Below are 20358 nucleotides of genomic sequence, written 5' to 3'. Positions count from 1 at the left end.
GATGAACAATCTCGCACTCTCCCCGCTCGCGCAAAACAACTCAACCGTCATGGAGACGATCATGAAACCCCTGTCATACGCCAGGCGCGGCGCGCGCTGGCTGATGGCGGCCGGTATCGCGGTCGCCATGTTCACCCCTCTCGCAAGCCACGCGGAAGACGCCGCTCCGATCACCCCGGAACTGAAGCTCGACCTCGACAATTCGCGCGTCGTCAATCCGAGGCCGGACCGGCTCGTGCCTTTCTTCACCAAGACAGGCACCCAGAGAGGCTGCGACTACGTCGTCTACTCGCTGAGCTTCGGCTTGCGCGGCGATCCGCAAGGCTTTGCCGACCCAAGCCTCGCGGCCAGGCTGAACAAGCTCAAGCTCGACTTCAAGGACCAGCTTCCGCACGGCCTTGCCATCGTCAACGTCAATGTGTCCGGCGACGGCACGGATGCCTCCGGCGGGCCACTGCCGGGCGCTTCGATCATCACCTCGGCAAATCCCAACGACACGGCGACGGTTTCCGATTTCCGGCTCTCCGCCGCCGATCTCGACGGCGCCGGTGCTGCGAACGAACGCGTCATCAATTTCCGGATCACCGCCAAGATCGACCACGCGGCGTTTCCCGCGCCGACGATCGTCGACAACCAGGGTGTGATCAAGGCGACGCCGGGCGTCGGCACCGGGGCCATCCTCCCGTCGCAGGATCCGAGCAAGCCCGACGACGGCGACTTCAAGACCGGCGTCAAGACCTCGATCAAGATCGATGTCACCAAGTGCAACCCGCCACCACCACCTCCCGGCAAGGAATGCTTCAAGGTGGAACGCGGCACGGTCGATTGCGTGCCCGGCGGCGGCGCCTTCATCTACCACATGCCTGTCGGCCCCGAGATGGGCGGCAAATGGGTGCAGGTGTCGACCACCACGCCCGGCATCACCATCATCCCCGACACCCAGCTGGTGCCTCCGGGCGGCGGCGTGCTCAACTGGAAGATCGTCGGCGCATCGCCCGGCGACGTCATCCACCTCATCGTCACCGGCATCGAGACCTATGCCGGCCCGAAGGAGGGCTGGGGCCTGTGCTGCACGCAGACCATCGACATCGTCATCCCGCGTGACCAGCGCTGCCCGCCCAAGGACAAGGAGCCGGACCTCAAGGTCGAGAAACGCGCCGATGTCGCGCGCTGCACCATGGCCGGCGGCTGCGACTTCACCATCCGGGTCACCAATGTCGGCACCGCGCCCTACAACGGCAAGATCGTGCTCGACGAGGTGACGCTGCCGGCCGGCTCGACGCTGAGTTCAGGGCCCAATCCGCCCTGGGTCTGCGTCCCCGGCACCACCCCGATGACATGCACCCATCCGGTGACGACGCTCAATCCGGGGGCCTTTGTCGACCTCAAGCTCGGCTTCAAGCCGGCCGGGGGCTGGCAAGGCAAGGTGCTGCGCAACTGCGCCACCTACAATTATCCGGCCAGCGGCAAGCCGTTGTTCGGCAGCCAGCAAAACGACCGTGGCTGCGCCTCGATCCCGATCTGCCGCCGTGGTGATCGTGACCGCGACTGCCAGCCGCCGGTCGAGAAGAAGGTCGACCTGATCCTGAAGAAGCGCGCGCGCATCCCGGTCTGCACGCCGGACGGCGTCTGCTACTTCGTGATCGACATCATCAACAACGGCACGTCGACCTATAACGGGCCGTTGACGGTGATCGACAACTATCCTGGCGGCGCGCCGAGCTCCTCGACCTTTGGGCCGAGCCCGCCCTGGACATGCCGTCCGAACGGCCCCGGCCAGTTCCGCTGCGACAATGCCGGCATCTCGCTGCCCGCGGGCGCCTCGACGCCGATCTTCGTCAAGGCGGTCATGCCGGCAGGCTATCAGTCGGACACGGTCGAGAACTGCGCCGCGGTGAAGGCCATTCCCGGTGAGGTCGACCTCACCAACAACAAGGCCTGCGCCAAGGAACGCATCCGCCGTCCCAATGGCGGCAAGCCAGGCCTGCGCATCACCAAGGTGTGCAACGGCTCGCTCGCCGGTGCCGCGGTTGTCTCTTGCCGCATCACCGTCTCCAACGCCGGCACGGCAGCCCCCACCGGTCCGGTGCGGGTCAACGATGCCGCCACGCTGGTGTCGGGCGGCGCGCCCGTCCAGATCCAGACCGTCACCCCCGACGGCGCGGAATGGGCGTGCGGACCGGTCCCGGCCAACACGCTGTCGTGCCAGATTCCCGGCGCCGTCATGACGCCCGGAACCAGCCGGCACTTCGACGTGACGGTCTCGGCCAATGGCGAGTTCGAGAACTGCGCGCGCGGCTCCTACGGACCGGCGCCAGGCGACGACGTCGTCTATCCGATCGGCCAGGCCTGCGCCAAGGGCGGCGGCTCTTCGACCATCCGTGTCGAAAAGACCGGCGACCGCGAGTGCCGGCTGGGCCAGCCATGCTCGTTCGACATCACCATCACCAATGACGGGACGAGCCCCTTCTCCGGCCCTGTCCGCATCGGCGATGCGATCGGTGTGGAGGGTCTCGGCCGGCTGGACGGCGTTGCGATCACCTCGATCGACCCGCCCTTTGGCTGTTCGCCCGAACCGTCGACCCTGCCTCTGTCCTGCATCGCCAACCTGACGCTCGGCGCCGGCGAAAGCCAGTCGCATCACGTCACCGTGGTCATTCCCGACGACGGGCGTCTCGCCAATCTGCAGGGCAACGTCAATGGCCAGAACTGCGTTGGCGTCCTGTCTCCCGACTCGCGGGTGCAGGGCGGCGGCGACGTGCTGCCCAAGGATGCTGCCAATGCGCAGGGCGATCGCGGCAAGGCCTATGCGTGCCACCCCTTCATCATCACCCATGAGGTGAAGAAGGAGTGCTCGCCAGGCTTCGTCATGAACGATGCCGGCCGCTGCGTCTGCCCGGAAGGCACCACCTTCCGCAACGGCCAGTGCACTGGCGGCGGCACCAACATTCTGCCGACGCCACCGCCGCCGCCGAAGCGCTGCGTGCTGCTCGAAGGCCAGATCCGCACCGAGGACGGGCGCTGCATCTGCCCGCGCGGCACGGCGCTGGAGAACGGGAAGTGCGTCAGGACCGACAGGCCCGAGCAGTGCACCATCCGCGGCCAGATCCATGATGCCAATGGCGATTGTGTCTGCCCGCAAGGGACCGAGGTGCGCAACGGCGCCTGCCGTCCGGTGCGGCCGAAGCCTCAGGAGTGCCGCATCCCCGGCCAGATCCGCAATGGCGATGGCGATTGCGTCTGCCCGCAAGGGACCGAGGTGCGCAACGGCGCCTGCCGTCCGGTGCGGCCGAAGCCTCAGGAGTGCCGCATCCCCGGCCAGATCCGCAATGGCGATGGCGATTGCGTCTGTCCGCGGGGCACCGAGCTGCGCAACGGGGCCTGCCGTCCGGCGAGGCCGAAGCCTGAGCAGTGCGCCATCCGTGGCCAGGTGCACGATGCCAATGGCGATTGCGTCTGCCCGCGTGGGACCGAGGTGATCGACGGCGCATGCCGGCGCAAGCAGCCGCAACTGGAGCAGTGCGACATACGCGGCCAGGTCCACAACAAGCGCGGCGAGTGTGTCTGTCCGCGTGGGACCGAAGTGATCGACGGCGCATGCCGCAGGCCCAGGCCACAGATGGAATGCGCGCCGGGCACGCAGATGATCGATGGCCAGTGCCAGCCGATCTTCAAGCGGCGCTGCCCGGAAGGCACGATCGGACGGTATCCAAACTGCCGCCCGATCCGAGGACAACCATCGCTGGAGATCAACCCGGGACTGCTGCTGCAGCAGGTGCTGCCACGGCGTCAGCCGCAGGTCGATCAGCAGGATCCGGTACCAAACAGAATCCTGAAGCTCCAGCAGCAGTAAGGATCTGCTCGACGCCAGACCAGAAACCCGCCGGAGCGATCCGGCGGGTTTCTTCGTGACGCGGCGCAATCGGGGAGCAAAGACGCGGCAACGCCACCCAAGCCTGTGGAGCCGCCGTGTCTGCACCCTCGACAAGTCACCCGCCGCGCATTAGGCAGTCGGTCCAGAGTGACCGGTATGAAAAGGGCGCCCGGAAAGGCCTCGAGATGAGCAGAAAGACCTTGATCGCACCGTCGGTGCTGGCTTCGGACTTTTCGAAGCTCGGCGACGAGGTCGAAGCCGTCGCCGCCGCGGGCGCCGACTGGATCCATCTCGATGTCATGGATGGCCATTTCGTCCCCAACATCACCTTCGGCCCGCCTGTCATCAAGGCGATCCGCAACCGCACCAGGGCCTTCTTCGACTGCCATCTGATGATTGCCCCGGCCGATCCCTATCTCGCCGCCTTCGCCGAAGCCGGCTGTGACGGCATGACGGTGCATGCCGAGGCCGGGCCGCATCTCGACCGCTCGCTGCAGACCATCAGGAATCTCGGCAAGAAGGCGGGCGTGTCGCTCAATCCGGCGACGCCGGAAACGATGATCGAATATGTGCTCGACCGGCTGGACCTGATCCTGATCATGACCGTCAATCCGGGCTTTGGCGGCCAGGCCTTCATTCCCGGGATCGTCGACAAGGTGAGAAGGGTCAAGGCGCTGATCGGTGACCGGCCGATCCGCATCGAGATCGATGGCGGTGTCTCGCCCGAAACAGCCCCCCTGGTCACAGCGGCCGGCGCCGATGTGCTGGTGGCGGGTGCGGCCATCTTCAAGGGCGACAGCGTCGAAGCCTACCGCGCCAACATCGAGGCGATCAGGACAGCGGCCGACAAGGCCGCCGGCTAGCGCATCGCGTTCCCTTCCGGCTCAAAATCCAACGGTCGGCTAAGAGTCCCCATGCGAACATGACCCTTCAGGGTCCGCCGCACCCGAATCACCGCGCACCGGAGGCCTTGATTCGGGTGAACCGGCCTGTCTTTGCGCGCGACAGAAAAGATGCTCGCACAAGCACACAAGAAACAGATAATCCTGCGTGCATACAAAACATGTTAAGTTTCTGCTGGTTGTAGAGATATGCGAATTTCCACGATCGGATGCAGATTGGGATATATTCCTTTGTGCTTAAGTACAATAGCGCCATCTTCTGCTTGAGCCCCTTGACGCAGACACTGTAGGGTACATGTACGGAAGATCCTTCTCGGACTCGCATTGCCCGGAAAACTGGGGACAAGGAGTGAGCCTTGACATATGGAGCTGCCAACCTGAACGACGACGGCACAGGATCCAAGAGCACACTTGCCAGCACGGTCTACCAACAATTGCGGGATGATCTTCTCGGCGGCGCTCTCGAAACCGAAAGCAAACTGCGTGTCGAGTGGGTTGTTTCCAAATATGGCGCCGGCGCTTCCCCGGTTCGTGAAGCCCTCAATCGCCTTGCGTCCGAAGGGCTTCTTGGTCGCCACGACCAGCGTGGCTTTTTCATCATGCCGGTCAGTGCGACGGAGCTCGAGGAGCTGACGCGCACCCGCTGCTGGCTCGAGGAGCGGGCGCTTCGCGAATCCATCGCCCACCGCACCGCTGAATGGGAAGAACAGGTGGTGCTGGCGCTGCATCGCCTGGGCCGCGCCTCACGTATGACGCCGCAAAATGCCACGTCGCTCGATCCGGACTGGGAGAAGCTGCACCGCACCTTCCATCGGGTGCTGATTTCAGCCTGCCGGTCGCACTGGCTGGTGGGCTTCTGCGATCAGCTTTCCGATCACGCCTATCGCTACCGGCAGATGGCCAATGACGGCGAAAGCGCCCAGCGCGACGATTTCGCCGAACACCGGCTGATCGCCGAATGCGCGCTGGACGGCAATGCCGACGGCGCCGTCCAGGCGCTGATCAATCACTACCAGCTGACCGCTTCCATATGCATGGAACGCTTCAAGCAAGGCGAAGCCTCAAAGGTCGCCGCCTCGGCCGAACGCGCCCGGCGGTGATTACTCAGCTGGCGAGCCTTCGCGAGTAGCCTTTTATTTGACGCGGTTGGGCGAACCGCCGCGACGCACTATTTTCCAGGCCAGCGCCGCCCCTCACCTGCCTGCCGGCACCCTTTCCCCGTATAGTGACGGGGAGAGGGGCGCTGTCATCGCCGCTTTCGCCAATTGTCAGCATTGCAGAAAGGGCGCCTGCGTTGCGGCCAGCCTCTTTCTCCCCGTCACTATACGGGGAGAAATGCCCGGCAGGGCGATGAGGGGCAGCGCCGACCTCGGCGATTGGCAGGTTCCGCCACAAGTCGGAAAGCGATTGCCTTTGTGAACCGCCATCTCCAGTCTTGACGGCATCGCGGAGAAACGCGAACGCTTCGCTGCCAACCCATGCAGCTTGCGACGCATGCAAGGCCTGCCGTTCCACCACCCCAGGAAAAGACTTCATGAGCAATCATCTGTTCGACGCGTTCCGGTCCCGCATGCCGGCGCCCGGACATCTGTTGATGGAAACCGATGATGAGCGCTCGCTCAGCTATGGCGACATGCTGGCGCGGTCGGCACAGTTCGCGCATGCGCTTTTGCAGTTGGATGTAGAGCCGGGTGACCGGGTTGCCGTGCAGGTCGAGAAGAGCCCGGAGGCGCTGCTGCTCTATCTCGCCTGCGTGCGCGCCGGTGCCGTCTTCCTGCCGCTCAACACCGCCTACACGCTGACCGAGCTCGGCTATTTCTTCGGGGATGCGGAGCCCCGGCTCGTCGTCTGCGATCCAGCAAAGGCGGCCGATATCGGGCGCATGGTCGAGCCATCGGGTGCCGTCGTGGTCACGCTCGATCGCAACGGCCGGGGATCCCTGACGGACCAGGCCTCGCGTCTGCCGTCGGATTTTCACGACGTGGCGCGCGGGCCGGACGATCTCGCGGCAATCCTCTACACGTCGGGAACGACAGGCCGCTCGAAAGGCGCCATGCTCAGCCACGAGAACCTGGCCTCGAATGCGCGGGTGCTGGTCGAGCAATGGCGCTTCACGCCGGGCGACGTGCTGATCCACGCTTTGCCGATCTTCCACACCCATGGCCTGTTCGTCGCCACCAGCGTCGTCCTGATGGCCGGCGCCGCGATGCTGTTCGAGCAGAAATTCGATCCGGCCCGCATCGTCGCGCTGTTGCCGCGCGCCACCGCGCTGATGGGCGTGCCGACCTTCTACACCAGGCTGCTGCAGCAGGACGCCCTGGATCGCGAGGCGGCGAAAAACATCCGCCTGTTCGTGTCCGGCTCGGCGCCGCTGCTGGCCGAAACGCACAAGGCCTGGCGCGAGCGCACCGGCCACGCCATCCTCGAACGCTACGGCATGACCGAAACCAACATGAACACGTCGAACCCCTATGAGGGCGAGCGGCGCGCCGGCACGGTCGGCTTCCCCTTGCCAGGTGTCGCTTTGCGCATCGCCGACCCCGACAGCGGCAAGCCGCTGGCCCAAGGCGAGGTCGGCATGATCGAGGTCAAGGGTCCGAACGTATTTGGCGGTTACTGGCGCATGCCGGAAAAGACCAAGGCGGAATTCCGCACCGACGGTTTCTTCATCACGGGCGATCTCGGCATGGTCGACACCGATGGCTATGTCCATATTGTCGGCCGCGGCAAGGACCTGATCATTTCGGGTGGCTACAATATCTATCCGAAGGAGCTCGAAAGCGAGATCGACGCGCTTGACGGGGTCATGGAAAGCGCCGTCATCGGCGTCGCCCATCCGGATTTCGGCGAAGGCGTCACCGCGGTCGTCGTGCGGGCGCCGGGGACACAGATCACCGGGGCCGAAATCCTCGCCGCCATTGCCGAACGCGTGGCTAGGTACAAGCACCCGAAGCAGGTGATCTTCGTCGACGAATTGCCGCGCAACACGATGGGCAAGGTGCAAAAGAATCTTCTGCGCGACGCCTACAAGGATCTTTACGTGTCCTGACTACCGCTTCGCCGTCTTGCGCGGCTTTTCGGCCCTCGTGCCGGAGCCCCACAAGGCGCGCTGGAGCAGGCCGCGTTTGCGCTTGCGCGGCACGAGATCGATATCCCCGACCAGTTTCGCGCCGCCCTTGTGCCGCTCCAGCGTGATCTTGCGGGTGTGGAAGGCTTCCAGTTCGGCGCGGTGCGCCACGCTGACGATGGTGACCTCGGGCAATTCGCGGATCACCGTTTGCATCATCTGGTCCTGGCTCTTTTCGTCCAGCGCCGAGGTCGCCTCGTCCAGCACGACGATGTCGGGGCGATGCAGCAGGAGCCGCGCGAAGGCAACCCGCTGTTTTTCGCCGCCCGACAAGGTCTGGTCCCAGGGCGCTTCCTCCTTGATCCGCCCCGTGAGGTGGCCGAGGCCGACCTTGTCGAGGGCGGCCTTGATCTGTTCAAGCTTCCAATTGTCGGCGGCCGCGGGGTAGGCGACCACGCGGCGAAGCGTGCCGGAAGGGATGTAGGGCCGCTGCGGCAGCATGAACAATCGCTTGTCGGGATGGAAATTGACGCCGCCGCTGCCCCAGGGCCACAGGCCGGCGATCGCCCGCACCAGCGTTGATTTGCCCGAGCCGGATTCGCCCGACACCAGCACGCGCTCGCCTGCTTCGACCCCGACTTCGGTTTCCTTGACCACGGACGTGCCGTCATCGAGCGTCACGGAGAGATTGTCGAGGGAGAGCATCGTATCGCCCTTGGTCTCGCCGTGCTGGATGCGCCCGAGCTCGTCGCTCTGCTCGGCACGTTCCAGCCCGTCGAGCGACATCATCAGCGAGGCGATGCGGCGTGCCGAGGCGTTCCAGTCGGCAAGGCGCGGGTAGTTGTCCACCAGCCATCCGAAGGCGCCCTGCACGATGGCGAAGGCGGAGGCCGCCTGCATGACCTGGCCGAGCGACATCGAGCCATCGAGGAACTTCGGCGCGCACAGCAGGACCGGCACGACCGGCGCGAACAGGCTCGAGCCCTGCGAAACCAGCGCCGTGCGCATGTGCTGGCCGGTCAGTTGCGCCCAGCGTTTCAACACGCCGGCAAAGGTCTTGTCGATGCCGCTGCGTTCCTCTTCCTCGCCGCCCAGCAAGGCGATGCTCTCGCCGTTTTCGCGCACGCGCGTCAACACGTAGCGGAATTCGGCTTCCGTCTGGTTCTTCTCTTCGGACAGCCGCACGAAATCGCGGCCGATGACGAACATCGAGGTGGAGGTGATCGCGGCATAGATCACCGCGGTGATGACGAGGAAGCCGGGCACGGTGAAGGTCGAGCCTCCCAGGCTGACGCTCAACGCCCCGCCGATCGTCCACAGCACGACGATGAAGGTCGAGGCCGACAGGGTGGCGACAATGACGCCGGCAACGAAGTCGACGGGCGCCTCGGTGGCCACCCGCAGATCCTCCGAAAGGCGGGCCTCGGGGTTCTGGTGGTCGCCCTGCACGAGATTCAGCTGATAGTAGCGGCCGTTGGCGAGCCAGCGCGCTATCACCAAGGTGGTCAGCCAGGACCGCCAGCGGCGCTGCATGGTCATGCGCAGATAGACCTGTGTGACGACAAGGCTGATGCTGCCGAGCACAAGCGGGATGAACACCGCGCTCAGGAAATAGACGGTGTGGGCGTCGCGCTTCTCGATGGCGTCGAAGATGGCACGGTTCCAGACATTGATCCCGTACTGGAAGCCGACATTGACGCAGATCAGGATCAACAGTCCGATCGTCAGCGGCCAGGCGAGCTTGTCGCCGTGCCGTCCCCAATAGCCGCGCCCGCTGATCCAGAACCGCCTGAGCAGGTATTTCTTGCGCGCCTGTTCGGCTTCCTCGGGCGTCAGCTTGGGATCAGGTTCGACAGCCTCCGGCGGGGGCGCTTCACCAACGATCTCGGAGGCCGCCGCTTCGACGGCCGATGCCTTCTTGTTGCGTGGCTTCTTGTCGCGCGGCTCGTACTCGCGTGGTTTCTGGCCACGCGGCTTTTGCCGTTGCGGCTTCGCCGCCTGGCCCGGGCCGGATAGTTTCGGCCGGACCCCGGCATAGGCCGGCTGCAGGGTGCCGTCGGCGAGACCGGGCCAATAGCGCCGGATCGCCTCGTAGAAGACGGCGCTTCGGCCAGGATCGACGGTGTAATCGACATGATCGATCCATTCGACATCGGGCCCGAAGCGCGCGCTGCCGCCGAGGTCGAGCGTCAGATGGACGCCGAGGCCGCCGTCGACCGGAACCGGATAGATCAGCCTCGAAAAGGGCGACCGGCCCGGAAGCGCGAAATAATTTCCACGCGCCAGCCACTGCCTGGGGATGAGCCGCTGTGGGAAACCCTCGATCCGGCCGGCCACGGCCTGCGCATCGAGGCCTGCTGCATTGATGAAGGCGCCGGCCGCCAGGGCGAAGGCCTCGCCATTCGCGTCACGCGTGTCGATCCGGATCCGGTCGGCCCCGATCGTCGCCCCGGCAACGGTGGTCAGGAAGGCAAAGGACGCGCCGGCGGCTTCGGCGTCGCCACGCAGCGACTGCATCAGCGCATGGCTGTCGACAATGCCCGTCGATGGCGACAGCAGTGCGCCGGCGCATGTCAGCGCCGGCTCCAGGCTTTCGGCCTCGCTTTGCGTCAGGAATTGGAGATCGTCGACGCCGCAGCGTCGCGCATTGGCCTCGATCTTCCGCAACCCGTCCGTCTGGCCGTGCTCGCTGGCGACGATGAGCTTGCCGGTGCGGGCATGGGCGATGTCGTGTTCGGCGCAGTAGCCATAGAGACGCCGGCGCCCTTCGACGCAGAGCCGGGCCTTCAGGCTTCCCGGCGCATAATGGAGGCCGGCATGGATAACTTCGGAATTGCGCGAACTGGTGACGGTGCCGATCGCATCGGCCTGCTCGATCACCACCACCTCGCGGCCCGCCAGAGCAAGCGCCCTGGCGACGGCAAGCCCGACGACGCCGGCTCCGGCGACGACACAATCGATTGTCTGCATGGCCTCGCTCTCAGCGTGGAGCGCCGGCTTCGAACACTTTGGCGCCGCCGATCCAGACGCTTCCTATGCCAAGATCGTCCGACAGCGCAACGATGTCGGCCGCCGTGCCGTTGGCCAGGCGGCCAAGCCGGTGCGACTGGCCGATCGCCTGCGCCGGATAGAGCGAGGCCATCCGCAAGGCCTCGGACAGATCGATGCCGACGACATCGTGCATGAAGCGCACGGCCGAGATCATGTCGAGGTCGGCGCCCGCCAGTGTCCCGTCGGCGAGCCGCAGACTTCCGTCCCGGCGGTAGATGGTGCGGCCGTTCAGCGTGAACGAGGTCATGTCGGTGCCGATCGTCGCCATGGCGTCGGAGACCAGCACGATCTTGCCCGGCCCTTTCTTGGCGTCGAGCGCCGTTCTGATGCTGGCCGGATGGACATGGATGCCGTCGGCTATCAGCCCGGCGGACAAGGTGCCGATGTCGATGGCCGCGCCGACGAGGCCAGGCTCGCGGTTGCCGATCTGGCTCATGGCGTTGAACAGATGGGTGACCACGCCCGCGCCGGCCTCGGCGAAGGCCTTTGCCGTGGCGTAACCCGTGTCGGAATGGCCGAGGCTGACGATGATGCCGGCCTTGGCCAAGGCCGCGACACGCGCCGGATCGACGGATTCAGGCGCGATCGTGGCGAGCAGCACCGGCAGCTTTTGCCGCGCCGCGATCAGCATCGCCTGGTCGGCATCCGTCATCGGCCGGATCAGCGCCGGATCATGCGCGCCCTTGCGCGCGATCGACAGATGCGGGCCTTCGAGATGCAGGCCGAGGAAGCCTGGCACCTGTTGCAAGGCGGCGGCCTCGCCGGCGGCGATGGCGGACGCGGTGATCTCCGGCGTGTCGGTGATCAGCGTCGGCAGCAGCGCCGTCGTGCCGAACGGCGCATGCGCCCGGCATATGGTTTCGATCGAGGCGACATCGGGGTGGTCGTTGAGCATGACGCCGCCGCCGCCATTGACCTGGATGTCGACGAAGCCCGGCGCCAGCATGCCGCCGCCGGTCTCGACGGTGCGGATATCAGAGCCGATGGCGCCTGTGGGCGAAATAGCCTCGACGAGGCCGTCGCGCACGACCAAAGCGTGGCCATCATGCCAGTCGTCGCCGTCGAAAATGCGGGCGCCAGTCAGGGCAAAACGGTCGCTCATACGGTCTCCGTCACCTTGCGAAGATTGCGCGGTGTGTCCGGATCGAGGCCGCGATGGCGCGCGAAGGCCTCGACGAACACGTAGAACGAGACGATCAGCGTCAGCGGATCGGTCAGCGGATGACCGGTGGCGACATGCGGCAGGCGCGTGGCGCGGTTGGCAAGCGCTGAGGTGACGAACACCGGCGCCCCCTTGGCCGCCAGACCGTCGGCGGCCTCTGCGACCGACGGCTCGGACGCGTCGCGCGCGGCCAATGCCAGCACCGGGAAGTCGGGGCCGATCAGCGCCAGCGGGCCGTGCATGACTTCGGCCGCGCTATAGGCCTCGGCGTGCATGCCGCAGGTTTCCTTGAATTTCAGCGCCGCCTCGTTGGCCATCGCCGCCGACGGTCCGCGACCGAGGATGAACAGTGATTTCTGCTTCTCGATGGTTTCGGAGAGCACGCTCATCCAGTCGCAGGCTATCGCCTTGCCGAAATGCTCGGGCAAGCGGCCAAGTGCCGCCAGAAGCGCATCGTCGCCGGTGGAGTGCGCCATCAGCGCGAGGCCGGCGACGGCGGAATTGACGAAGGTCTTGGTGGCCGCGACGCTGCGCTCAGGCCCGGCGAGGATGTCGATCGCATAGTCCGAGGCGCGCGCCAGCGGCGAGTCGGCGGTGTTGGTGACGGCGATGGTCAGCGCGCCGCCGGCGCGTGCGGTCTCGGCCATGGCGACGATGTCGGGGCTCTTGCCCGACTGCGAGATCGCCAGGCACGCCGAGCCGTCGAGCCTCAGCTTGCGGCCATAGATCGAGGCAATGGACGGGCCGACCGAAGCGACGGCAAGGCCCGCAGTCAGTTCGACGGCATATTTCATGAAGGTGGCGGCATGGTCGGACGAGCCGCGCGCCACGGTGACGACGAAATGAGGATTGCGCTCCTTGATGCCGCGCCCGGCTTCGGCGAGCACGGCGCCGGAGCCATCGAGCAGGCGGGCGACGGCTTGCGGGATCTCCTCGATCTCGCGTTGCATATGGGTGGAGATCATGGTCGGCCCTCTTCGCTCGGCCCTGTCAGCCGCAGTTCGGCGACGAAATCATAGGCGTCGCCCCGGTAGATGGAGCGGGTGAATTCGATCACTTTGCCGCTCGCCAGATAGGAAATGCGTTCGATGTGCAGGCCGGCGATACCCGGCGGCACTTCGAGCAGGCGCGCATCGCTGTCGCCAAGATTGGCGGCCGAGATGCGCTGCACCGCCCGCACCGGCCGGTTGCCGGTCAATTCCAGCGCGGCATAGAGCGAGGAGCCGATGCCCGCCGGGTCGGGCAGCACGCTGGCCGACAGCGAGGCGCGTTCGATAGCCAGCGGCGTGTCGTTGGCGATGCGCAGGCGCGCCACGCGCGCCACCAGTTCGCTCGACGACAGGCCAAGCACCATCATCTCGTCGGGCGAGGGGGCGTAGAGCCCACGATCAAGCCAGGCCGAACGCACCGCCATGCCGCGCCGCGCCATGTCCTCGGTGAACGAGGTCAGCCGCGACAGCGATTGCTCGACGCGCTCCATGCGTGGCGCCACGAACGTACCGGAGCCATGGCGCTGGACGAGGATGCCGCCCTTGACCAGATCCTGCACCGCCTTGCGCACGGTGACGCGCGAAATGTCGGCCTTGGTGGCGATGTCGCGCTCGGAGGGCAGCGCGTCGCCGGGGCCGATCAAGCCTCGGTTGACGGCGTCCTCGATGCTCTTGCGCAGTTGCAAATAGAGCGGTGCGCCGCTCTGCGCGGATTGCTTCAGCGTGGCGAAGATCTGGTCGGCGGCGTCGCTCATCGCGCCGCCTCCACGGGTTTGGCGAAAAGCCGCGCCGCCATCTGCACGGCACCGCCCAGCGCGTCGTCGAGCGGCGGCTTGAGCAGCGAGCGGTAGCGCGCCGACAGGCGCGGCGCGTAAAGCGGCGCCAGCCCGCCGAGCAGGCAAAGCGGCGCGCCGTCCGACAGGCCGAGCGCATCGAGCGAGGCCTCGACATCGCTCACCGCCTTGTCGACGATCCAGTTGGCGACGGCATCGCCCCTTTCGGCATGCTCGAACACTTTGGGCGCGAAGCCGCCGAAATCGCCGGGCTTGGCATTGGTGGTGAATTCGACCACGTCCTCGGGATTGTTGCGGAAGATCGCCATCATGGCGTCGGTGAGCGGTGAGCGCGCGCGCACGCCGTCATGGGCAAGCAATGTCTGTTCGAGCAGGTCGCGGCCGATGCGGGCGCCGCTGCCCTGGTCGCCGACCTGGAAACCCCAGCCGCCGATGGCCCGCGACTTGGCCTGCCTGCGCGCCATATAGGCGGTGCCGGTGCCGAGGATGGCCATGGCGCCGTCACCGGAGCCGACGGCGCCTTCAAGCGCGATCTCCGCGTCGGTCTCGACGCGGCTGATGCTGAACGGCAGGATGGCTTCGAGCTGCTGCCGGTAGGTGCCGACATTGGCGCCGGCAAGGCCGAGAATGGCGGGTGTCTGCGGGATCAGTTCCGGATCCTGCCCGGCGGCGATGAAAGCCTGCCGCGCGGCGTCGACAATGTTCGAGCGCGCCCCGGTGAGGTCGGTGCGGATGTTGGCGGCGCCGCTTTTGGCGCGGCCAATGACGGCGCCGTCCACTGTTGCCAGGGCGGCCCTGCAGCTGGTGCCGCCGCCATCGATACCGAGCACGAATTTCACGCGATTTCTCCTCCGGATGGATAATACCAATAAAATACCAATAGCCAAGGGTTAATTTCCGTTTCAAAAAGATTAAGCCGTATTTTATTGAAAATCCTACACATTTCGCCGGCTCATCGATTTCCTGTCCGCGATTTCGTTAATGCATGTGGACAAGTGGTATTTTTTTGGTATTGTTCTGGTATTGGAGGAACACGGATGGCTGAAACGCGCACCGAAGCGCTTCACAGGAATGCCGAGGGGCTGGATATCCAGGCTCCGGAAACCATCCTTGTTTCGCTGGCCGATGCGCAGATCGAGGCTGCCAAGGCCGTCCGCAACGCCATTCCCGCCATCGCCAAGGCAGCCGGGATCATCGCCGGGCGACTGAATAGCGGCGGCAAGCTTGCCTATGCCGCTGCCGGCAGTTCCGGCCTGATGGCGCTGGCCGACGCCCTGGAACTTCCCGGCACTTTCGGCATCCGGCGTGACCGCATCGCCATCCTGATCGCCGGCGGCGACGACGCTTTCCGGACGCTGGCCGGCGGGCCCGAGGATGATACGGAGGAAGCCGCGGCGGCGGTCGCCAAGGCCGGCATCGGTGCCGGCGATTGCCTGATCGCCCTTTCCGCCAGCGGCACCACGCCCTATGCCGTGCGCGCCATCGAAGAGGCGGCCCGCCTTGGTGCGGCCACCATCGGCATCGCCAACAACCGGGACTCGGCCCTGCTGCGCCAGGCCGAAACCGCCATCCTCTTGGAAACACCGCCGGAAGTGATCGCCGGCTCGACGCGCATGGGCGCCGGCACCGCGCAGAAGATCGCGCTCAACATGCTGTCGACCCTGACCGCCGTCCATCTCGGCCATGTCCATGACGGCTATATGGTCAATCTCATGGCCGACAACATCAAGCTGCGCGACCGCGCCGCGCGCATCGTCGCCGCCATCAGCGGGCGCGACAGGGATGAAGCGGCCCTGCTGCTCGAAAAGAGCGGCGGCGCGGTCAAGACCGCCATTCTGCTCGCCGCCGGCGCCGACAGCGCCGATGCGGCGCAGAAGATACTGGAAGAGGCCGGCCAGAAGCTGCGGCCAGCCCTTTCCGCGTTGGAGCATGATCCCGGAAAAGATCATGCTCGAACAAAGAAGTAGGGCCTGTTTCATCCGATTTTCATCGGGGGGTGAAACCGGCTTGCGAGGGGAGCGAGGGGCCAAAAGCCTCTGTTCTCATCAAAACCGAACCTGAAAAAGGTCAACAGGGAGACTGAGCATGACAACGAAACTACTGACGGCACTGCTTCTGGGCACCAGCATTCTCGGCTCGGCCGGGGTTGCTTATGCCGAGGACGTAACGCTCAACATCGAAAGCTGGCGCGGCGACGACCTTGCCATCTGGAAGGACAAGCTGATCCCGGCCTTCGAAGCCAAGAATCCCGGCATCAAGGTGGTGTTCGCGCCATCGGCGCCGACCGAATATGACGCGGCGCTGGGCGCCAAGCTCGCCGCCGGCTCGGCGGGCGACCTCATCACCTGCCGCCCCTTCGACAAGTCGCTTGAACTCTACAAGAAGGGCAACCTCGCCGATCTCTCGGCGCTGCCCGGCATGGAAAACTTCTCGCCGGTGGCCAAGTCCGCCTGGCAGACCGATGACGGCAAGGCGAGCTTCTGCGTGCCGATGGCGTCCGTCATCCACGGCTTCATCTACAACAAGGACGCCTTCGACAAGCTCGGCATCAAGGTGCCGACGACCCGCGACGAGTTCTTCGCCGCGCTCGACAAGATCAAGGCCGACGGCACCTACATACCGATGGCGATGGGCACCAAGGACCTCTGGGAAGCCGCGACCATGGGCTACCAGAACATCGGCCCCAACTACTGGAAGGGCGAGGACGGCCGCGCCGCGCTGATCAAGGGCGAGCAGAAGCTGACCGACAAGGACTGGGTCGCGCCCTATGAGGAACTGGCCAAGTGGAAGCCGTATCTCGGCGACGGCTTCGAGGCGCAGACCTATCCGGACAGCCAGAACCTGTTCACGCTCGGCCGCGCCGCCATCTACCCGGCCGGCTCGTGGGAAATCGGCCTGTTCAACACCCAGGCGCAGTTCAAGATGGGCGCCTTCCCGCCGCCGGTCGAGAAGGCCGGCGACACCTGCTACATCTCCGACCATACCGACATCGGCATGGGCCTGAATGCAGCCTCCAAGCACGCCGACGCGGCCAAGACCTTCCTGTCCTGGGTGGCTTCGCCTGATTTCGCCACCATCTACGCCAACGCGCTGCCGGGCTTCTTCAGCCTGAACTCGTCGCCGGTGAAGATGGCGGACCCGCTGGCGCAGGAATTCGTCTCCTGGCGCGGCAAGTGCAAGTCGACGATCCGCTCGACCTACCAGATCCTGTCGCGCGGCACGCCGAACCTCGAAAACGAGACCTGGGTTGAATCGGCCAACGTGATCAACGGCACCGACACGCCGGAAGCCGCGGCCAAGAAGCTGCAGACCGGTCTCGACAGCTGGTACAAGCCGGCGAAGTAAGAGCTCAGGCGACGGAGCCGGCCGGGCGCATGCCTGGCCGGTTCCGGATACCCTGGCCCTCAGAACAAGTCCGTTCAGATAGCGATTGTCGGCACCGCCTCGCGGCCTTACCCTTGCTCGTCTTGGGGAAGGCTAGCTGATCAGTCGCAGGCCTTGGTTCTTGCCGCACCGGGCAAGGATTTCTGGGCCGTGCATCGAGGCATCATCTAGCATCACTATTCGTCTGGAACCGAGAGACGTCGGGGACCGAACTCATGGCCGCAGATATCAGACCGAAAAGACCGTTTCGCTGGCACATCGGCATTTTCCTGGCGCCGGCCGTGCTCGTCTACACGGCGATCATGATCCTGCCGCTCGCCGGCACGCTGCAGCTGTCGCTGTTCCGCAACATCGAGCAGCACCAGATCTTCGTCGGGCTGGACAATTTCCGCACCCTGTTCGGCGACCCGAACTGGTCGGTGAATTTCTGGAACGCGCTGCGCAACAATGTCTGGTTCTTCATCATCCACATGCTGGTGCAGAACCCGATCGGGGTCATGCTGGCTGCCCTCCTGTCCAGCCCGAGGCTCAGGTTCGCGGCCTTCTACCGCACGGCGATCTTCGTGCCGACCATCCTGTCTTTCGTCATCGTCGGCTTCGCCTGGAAGCTGATCCTGTCGCCGCTCTGGGGCGTCGCACCGCATATGATGGACCTGGTCGGCCTGAAAAGCTTCTTCACACCCTGGCTCGGCAAGGAAGAATACGCGCTGACCGCGCTCAGCCTCATCTCGGTGTGGCAGTTCGTCGGCATTCCGATGATGCTGATCTACGCCGCCCTGCTGTCGATCCCCGAAGAGGTGATCGAGGCCGCCGAATGCGATGGCATCACCGGCCTGTCGCAGTTCTGGAAGATCAAGCTGCCGCTGATCCTGCCCTCGATCGGCATCATCTCCATCCTCACCTTCGTCGGCAATTTCAACGCCTTCGACCTGATCTACACCGCGCAAGGCGCGCTCGCCGGGCCGAACTATTCGACCGACATTCTCGGCACCTTCCTCTACCGCGCCTTCTTCGGCTTCCAGCTGCAGGTCGGCGACCCCAATATGGGCGCTGCGATCGCCACGATGATGTTCCTGATCATCCTCGGCGGCGTCTGCGTCTACCTCTTCCTCGTCCAGACGCGCCTGCGTCGCTACCAGTTCTGAGGGGCAAGAGATGAGCACCGCCACCCGTTCGCTGCCCCGCACCATCGGCGCCCACGCGATCCTTTTGACCTACACGGCGATCGCGCTGTTTCCGGTGATCCTGGTGATCATGAATTCGTTCAAATCCCGCGCCGGCATTTTTGGCGCGCCATTGACGCCGCCGACGCCGAAGACATTCGACCTGATCGGCTACACCACCGTCATCGGCCAGGGCGATTTCATCCACTATTTCCAGAACAGCCTCGTCGTCACCGTCGCCTCGCTGTTCTTCGTGCTGTTGTTCGGCGCCATGGCGGCCTTCGCGCTGTCGGAATACCGCTTTCGCGGCAATACGCTGATGGGGCTTTACCTGGCGCTCGGCATCATGATCCCGATCCGGCTCGGCACTGTCGCCATCCTGCAATTGATGGTGGCGAGCGGGCTGGTCAACACGCTGACCTCGCTGATCCTGGTCTACACAGCGCAAGGCCTGCCGCTCGCCGTCTTCATCCTGTCGGAATTCATGAAGCAGGTGTCCGACGACCTGAAGAATGCCGGCCGCATCGACGGCCTGTCGGAATACACCATCTTCTTCCGCCTGGTGCTGCCGCTGGTGCGGCCCTCGATGGCCACTGTCGCCGTCTTCACCATGATCCCGATCTGGAACGATCTGTGGTTCCCGCTGATCCTGGCGCCTTCGGAAGAGACCAAGACGGTGACGCTCGGCGCCCAGCTCTTCCTCGGCCAGTTCGTCACCAACTGGAACGCCATCCTGGCCGCGCTCTCGCTGGCGATCATGCCGGTGCTGATCCTCTACGTCATCTTCTCGCGGCAGCTGATCCGCGGCATTACTTCCGGAGCCGTCAAGTGAGCGGAGACCAACAAATCTCTGCTGGAGCCTTCACCCTCTCGGAAGGAACAACTGTAATATCTGGAGTCGTTAGGTGAGCTCAAAACCACCCCTTCGCGTCGTCGTTGCCGGGCTCGGCAATATGGGCCGCAGCCATGCGCTGGCCTATCACACCAATCCGGGCTTCGAGATCGCAGCCCTCATCAACCGTTCCGACGTGCCGCTGCCGGAAGGGCTGTCGGGCTATGGCATCAGGCGGTCCTTCGACGAGGCGCTGCGTGAGGAAAAGCCTGACGTGGCCTGCATCGCCACCTATTCCGACAGCCACGCCGACTACGCGGTGAGGGCCTTCGAGGCCGGCTGCCATGTCTTTGTCGAAAAGCCGCTGGCAACGACGGTGGCCGATGCCAAGCGCGTCGTTGCAGCGGCCAAGGCCAATGGCAAAAAGCTGGTGATCGGCTACATCCTGCGCCATCACCCGTCCTGGATCAGGCTGATCGCCGAGGCGCGCAAGCTCGGCGGCCCCTATGTCTTCCGCATGAACCTCAACCAGCAATCCTCAGGTCCCACCTGGGAGACGCACAAGCAGCTGATGCAGACGACCTCGCCGATCGTCGACTGCGGCGTCCACTATCTCGACGTCATGCTGCAGATCACCGACGCCAAACCGGTCGAGGTGCGCGGCATGGGCGTACGGCTGAGCAACGAGGTCGCGTCCTCGATGTACAATTACGGCCACCTGCAGGTGCTGTTCGATGACGGTTCGGTCGGCTGGTACGAAGCCGGCTGGGGCCCGATGATTTCGGAGACGGCTTTCTTCGTAAAGGACGTCATGTCGCCGAATGGCTGCGTGTCGATCGTCATGAAGGAAGGTGTGAAGTCGGATGACATCGACACCCACACCAAGACCTCGACCATCCGCCTGCACAGCGCTGAAACCGGGCCGGACGGCAAATTCGTCAGGTCGGACGAGATGCTGTCGATGGCGGGCGAACCCGGCCACCAGGACCTCTGCGACCTCGAACAGGCCTTCGTGCTGAAGGCGATCCGCGAGGACCTGGACCTCACCCGCCACATGGACGACGCGGTGAAGTCGCTCGCCGTCTGCCTTGCCGCAGACGAGAGCGTGCGCAGCGGCGCAGCCGTCAAACTCTAACGACA

General features: G+C 65.1%; 14 protein-coding genes and 1 pseudogene. 9 read left to right on the top strand and 6 right to left on the bottom strand.

Annotation, left to right across the window (positions count from 1 at the left end; genetic code table 11):
* Position 1: 1 nt before the first annotated feature.
* The 4 genes from JG746_RS03695 to JG746_RS03680 all read left to right on the top strand — a co-directional run bounded on the left by JG746_RS03695 (position 2) and on the right by JG746_RS03680 (position 7825).
* Complete coding sequence (locus tag JG746_RS03695; RefSeq protein ID WP_202356941.1) at positions 2-3853, top strand: DUF7929 domain-containing protein; 3852 nt, start codon at positions 2-4, stop codon at positions 3851-3853.
* Positions 3854-4059: 206 nt separating this feature from the next.
* Positions 4060-4737: a ribulose-phosphate 3-epimerase gene (gene rpe, locus JG746_RS03690; RefSeq protein ID WP_202356940.1), complete on the top strand. Its 678-nt coding sequence runs from the start codon at positions 4060-4062 to the stop codon at positions 4735-4737.
* Between the two features lie 395 nt (positions 4738-5132).
* On the top strand, positions 5133-5876 hold the full coding sequence (locus tag JG746_RS03685; RefSeq protein ID WP_202356939.1) for a GntR family transcriptional regulator: 744 nt from the start codon (positions 5133-5135) through the stop codon (positions 5874-5876).
* 434 nt (positions 5877-6310) lie between these two features.
* Positions 6311-7825: a malonate--CoA ligase gene (locus tag JG746_RS03680; RefSeq protein ID WP_202356938.1), complete on the top strand. Its 1515-nt coding sequence runs from the start codon at positions 6311-6313 to the stop codon at positions 7823-7825.
* Here JG746_RS03680 and JG746_RS03675 read toward each other — a convergent pair whose 3' ends face one another.
* The 6 genes and pseudogenes from JG746_RS03675 to JG746_RS03655 all read right to left on the bottom strand — a co-directional run bounded on the left by JG746_RS03675 (position 7826) and on the right by JG746_RS03655 (position 14678).
* Complete coding sequence (locus tag JG746_RS03675) at positions 7826-9892, bottom strand: ABC transporter ATP-binding protein/permease (protein ID WP_244730864.1); 2067 nt, start codon at positions 9890-9892, stop codon at positions 7826-7828.
* Positions 9869-10813 (bottom strand): annotated as a pseudogene (locus JG746_RS37070) (NAD(P)/FAD-dependent oxidoreductase); the annotation flags it as partial. The gene JG746_RS03675 and the pseudogene JG746_RS37070, both read right to left, overlap by 24 nt.
* A gap of 10 nt (positions 10814-10823) precedes the next feature.
* Entirely contained in the window at positions 10824-11996 is a 1173-nt protein-coding gene (gene nagA, locus JG746_RS03670) for an N-acetylglucosamine-6-phosphate deacetylase (RefSeq protein WP_202356936.1), read from the bottom strand.
* Positions 11993-13021: an SIS domain-containing protein gene (locus JG746_RS03665; RefSeq protein ID WP_202356935.1), complete on the bottom strand. Its 1029-nt coding sequence runs from the start codon at positions 13019-13021 to the stop codon at positions 11993-11995. Before JG746_RS03665 ends, nagA begins: the two co-directional genes overlap by 4 nt.
* The gene (locus JG746_RS03660; protein ID WP_095202943.1) at positions 13018-13800 is read right to left on the bottom strand and encodes a GntR family transcriptional regulator; all 783 of its coding nucleotides are present in this window, start codon (positions 13798-13800) and stop codon (positions 13018-13020) included. The genes JG746_RS03665 and JG746_RS03660 overlap by 4 nt, the downstream gene beginning before the upstream one ends.
* A complete protein-coding gene (locus tag JG746_RS03655; protein ID WP_202356934.1) occupies positions 13797-14678 on the bottom strand; it encodes an N-acetylglucosamine kinase in 882 nt (293 codons plus the stop codon). The genes JG746_RS03660 and JG746_RS03655 overlap by 4 nt, the downstream gene beginning before the upstream one ends.
* Positions 14679-14876: 198 nt before the next feature.
* Here JG746_RS03655 and JG746_RS03650 point away from each other — a divergent pair, with 198 nt between their 5' ends.
* The 5 genes from JG746_RS03650 to JG746_RS03630 all read left to right on the top strand — a co-directional run bounded on the left by JG746_RS03650 (position 14877) and on the right by JG746_RS03630 (position 20353).
* On the top strand, positions 14877-15806 hold the full coding sequence (locus JG746_RS03650; protein WP_202356933.1) for an N-acetylmuramic acid 6-phosphate etherase: 930 nt from the start codon (positions 14877-14879) through the stop codon (positions 15804-15806).
* A gap of 118 nt (positions 15807-15924) precedes the next feature.
* The gene (locus JG746_RS03645) at positions 15925-17184 is read left to right on the top strand and encodes an ABC transporter substrate-binding protein (protein WP_202356932.1); all 1260 of its coding nucleotides are present in this window, start codon (positions 15925-15927) and stop codon (positions 17182-17184) included.
* Between the two features lie 254 nt (positions 17185-17438).
* On the top strand, positions 17439-18368 hold the full coding sequence (locus JG746_RS03640) for a carbohydrate ABC transporter permease (protein ID WP_202356931.1): 930 nt from the start codon (positions 17439-17441) through the stop codon (positions 18366-18368).
* Between the two features lie 10 nt (positions 18369-18378).
* Positions 18379-19218 carry a carbohydrate ABC transporter permease gene (locus JG746_RS03635; RefSeq protein WP_096452266.1) on the top strand — a complete coding sequence of 280 codons (840 nt, stop codon included), beginning with the start codon at positions 18379-18381 and terminating at the stop codon, positions 19216-19218.
* Between the two features lie 73 nt (positions 19219-19291).
* Complete coding sequence (locus JG746_RS03630) at positions 19292-20353, top strand: Gfo/Idh/MocA family protein (RefSeq protein WP_202356930.1); 1062 nt, start codon at positions 19292-19294, stop codon at positions 20351-20353.
* Positions 20354-20358 lie beyond the last annotated feature (5 nt).

It is taken from the genome of Mesorhizobium sp. 113-3-3 (assembly GCF_016756495.1).
Classification (GTDB): Bacteria; Pseudomonadota; Alphaproteobacteria; order Rhizobiales; family Rhizobiaceae; genus Mesorhizobium.
The sequence above is the reverse complement of the archived record's forward strand: the minus strand, read 5'-3'. Positions and strand labels throughout refer to the sequence as shown.

What these genes read in the sequence shown, in the direction of transcription:
- JG746_RS03665 (WP_202356935.1), bottom strand. Translation starts at nt 13,021, where the DNA reads ATGATCTCCACCCATATGCAACGCGAGATCGAGGAGATCCCGCAAGCC.
- JG746_RS03660 (WP_095202943.1), bottom strand. Translation starts at nt 13,800, where the DNA reads ATGAGCGACGCCGCCGACCAGATCTTCGCCACGCTGAAGCAATCCGCG.
- JG746_RS03680 (WP_202356938.1), top strand. Translation starts at nt 6,311, where the DNA reads ATGAGCAATCATCTGTTCGACGCGTTCCGGTCCCGCATGCCGGCGCCC.
- JG746_RS03695 (WP_202356941.1), top strand. Translation starts at nt 2, where the DNA reads ATGAACAATCTCGCACTCTCCCCGCTCGCGCAAAACAACTCAACCGTC.
- JG746_RS03650 (WP_202356933.1), top strand. Translation starts at nt 14,877, where the DNA reads ATGGCTGAAACGCGCACCGAAGCGCTTCACAGGAATGCCGAGGGGCTG.
- JG746_RS03635 (WP_096452266.1), top strand. Translation starts at nt 18,379, where the DNA reads ATGAGCACCGCCACCCGTTCGCTGCCCCGCACCATCGGCGCCCACGCG.
- nagA (WP_202356936.1), bottom strand. Translation starts at nt 11,996, where the DNA reads ATGAGCGACCGTTTTGCCCTGACTGGCGCCCGCATTTTCGACGGCGAC.
- JG746_RS03645 (WP_202356932.1), top strand. Translation starts at nt 15,925, where the DNA reads ATGACAACGAAACTACTGACGGCACTGCTTCTGGGCACCAGCATTCTC.
- rpe (WP_202356940.1), top strand. Translation starts at nt 4,060, where the DNA reads ATGAGCAGAAAGACCTTGATCGCACCGTCGGTGCTGGCTTCGGACTTT.
- JG746_RS03640 (WP_202356931.1), top strand. Translation starts at nt 17,439, where the DNA reads ATGGCCGCAGATATCAGACCGAAAAGACCGTTTCGCTGGCACATCGGC.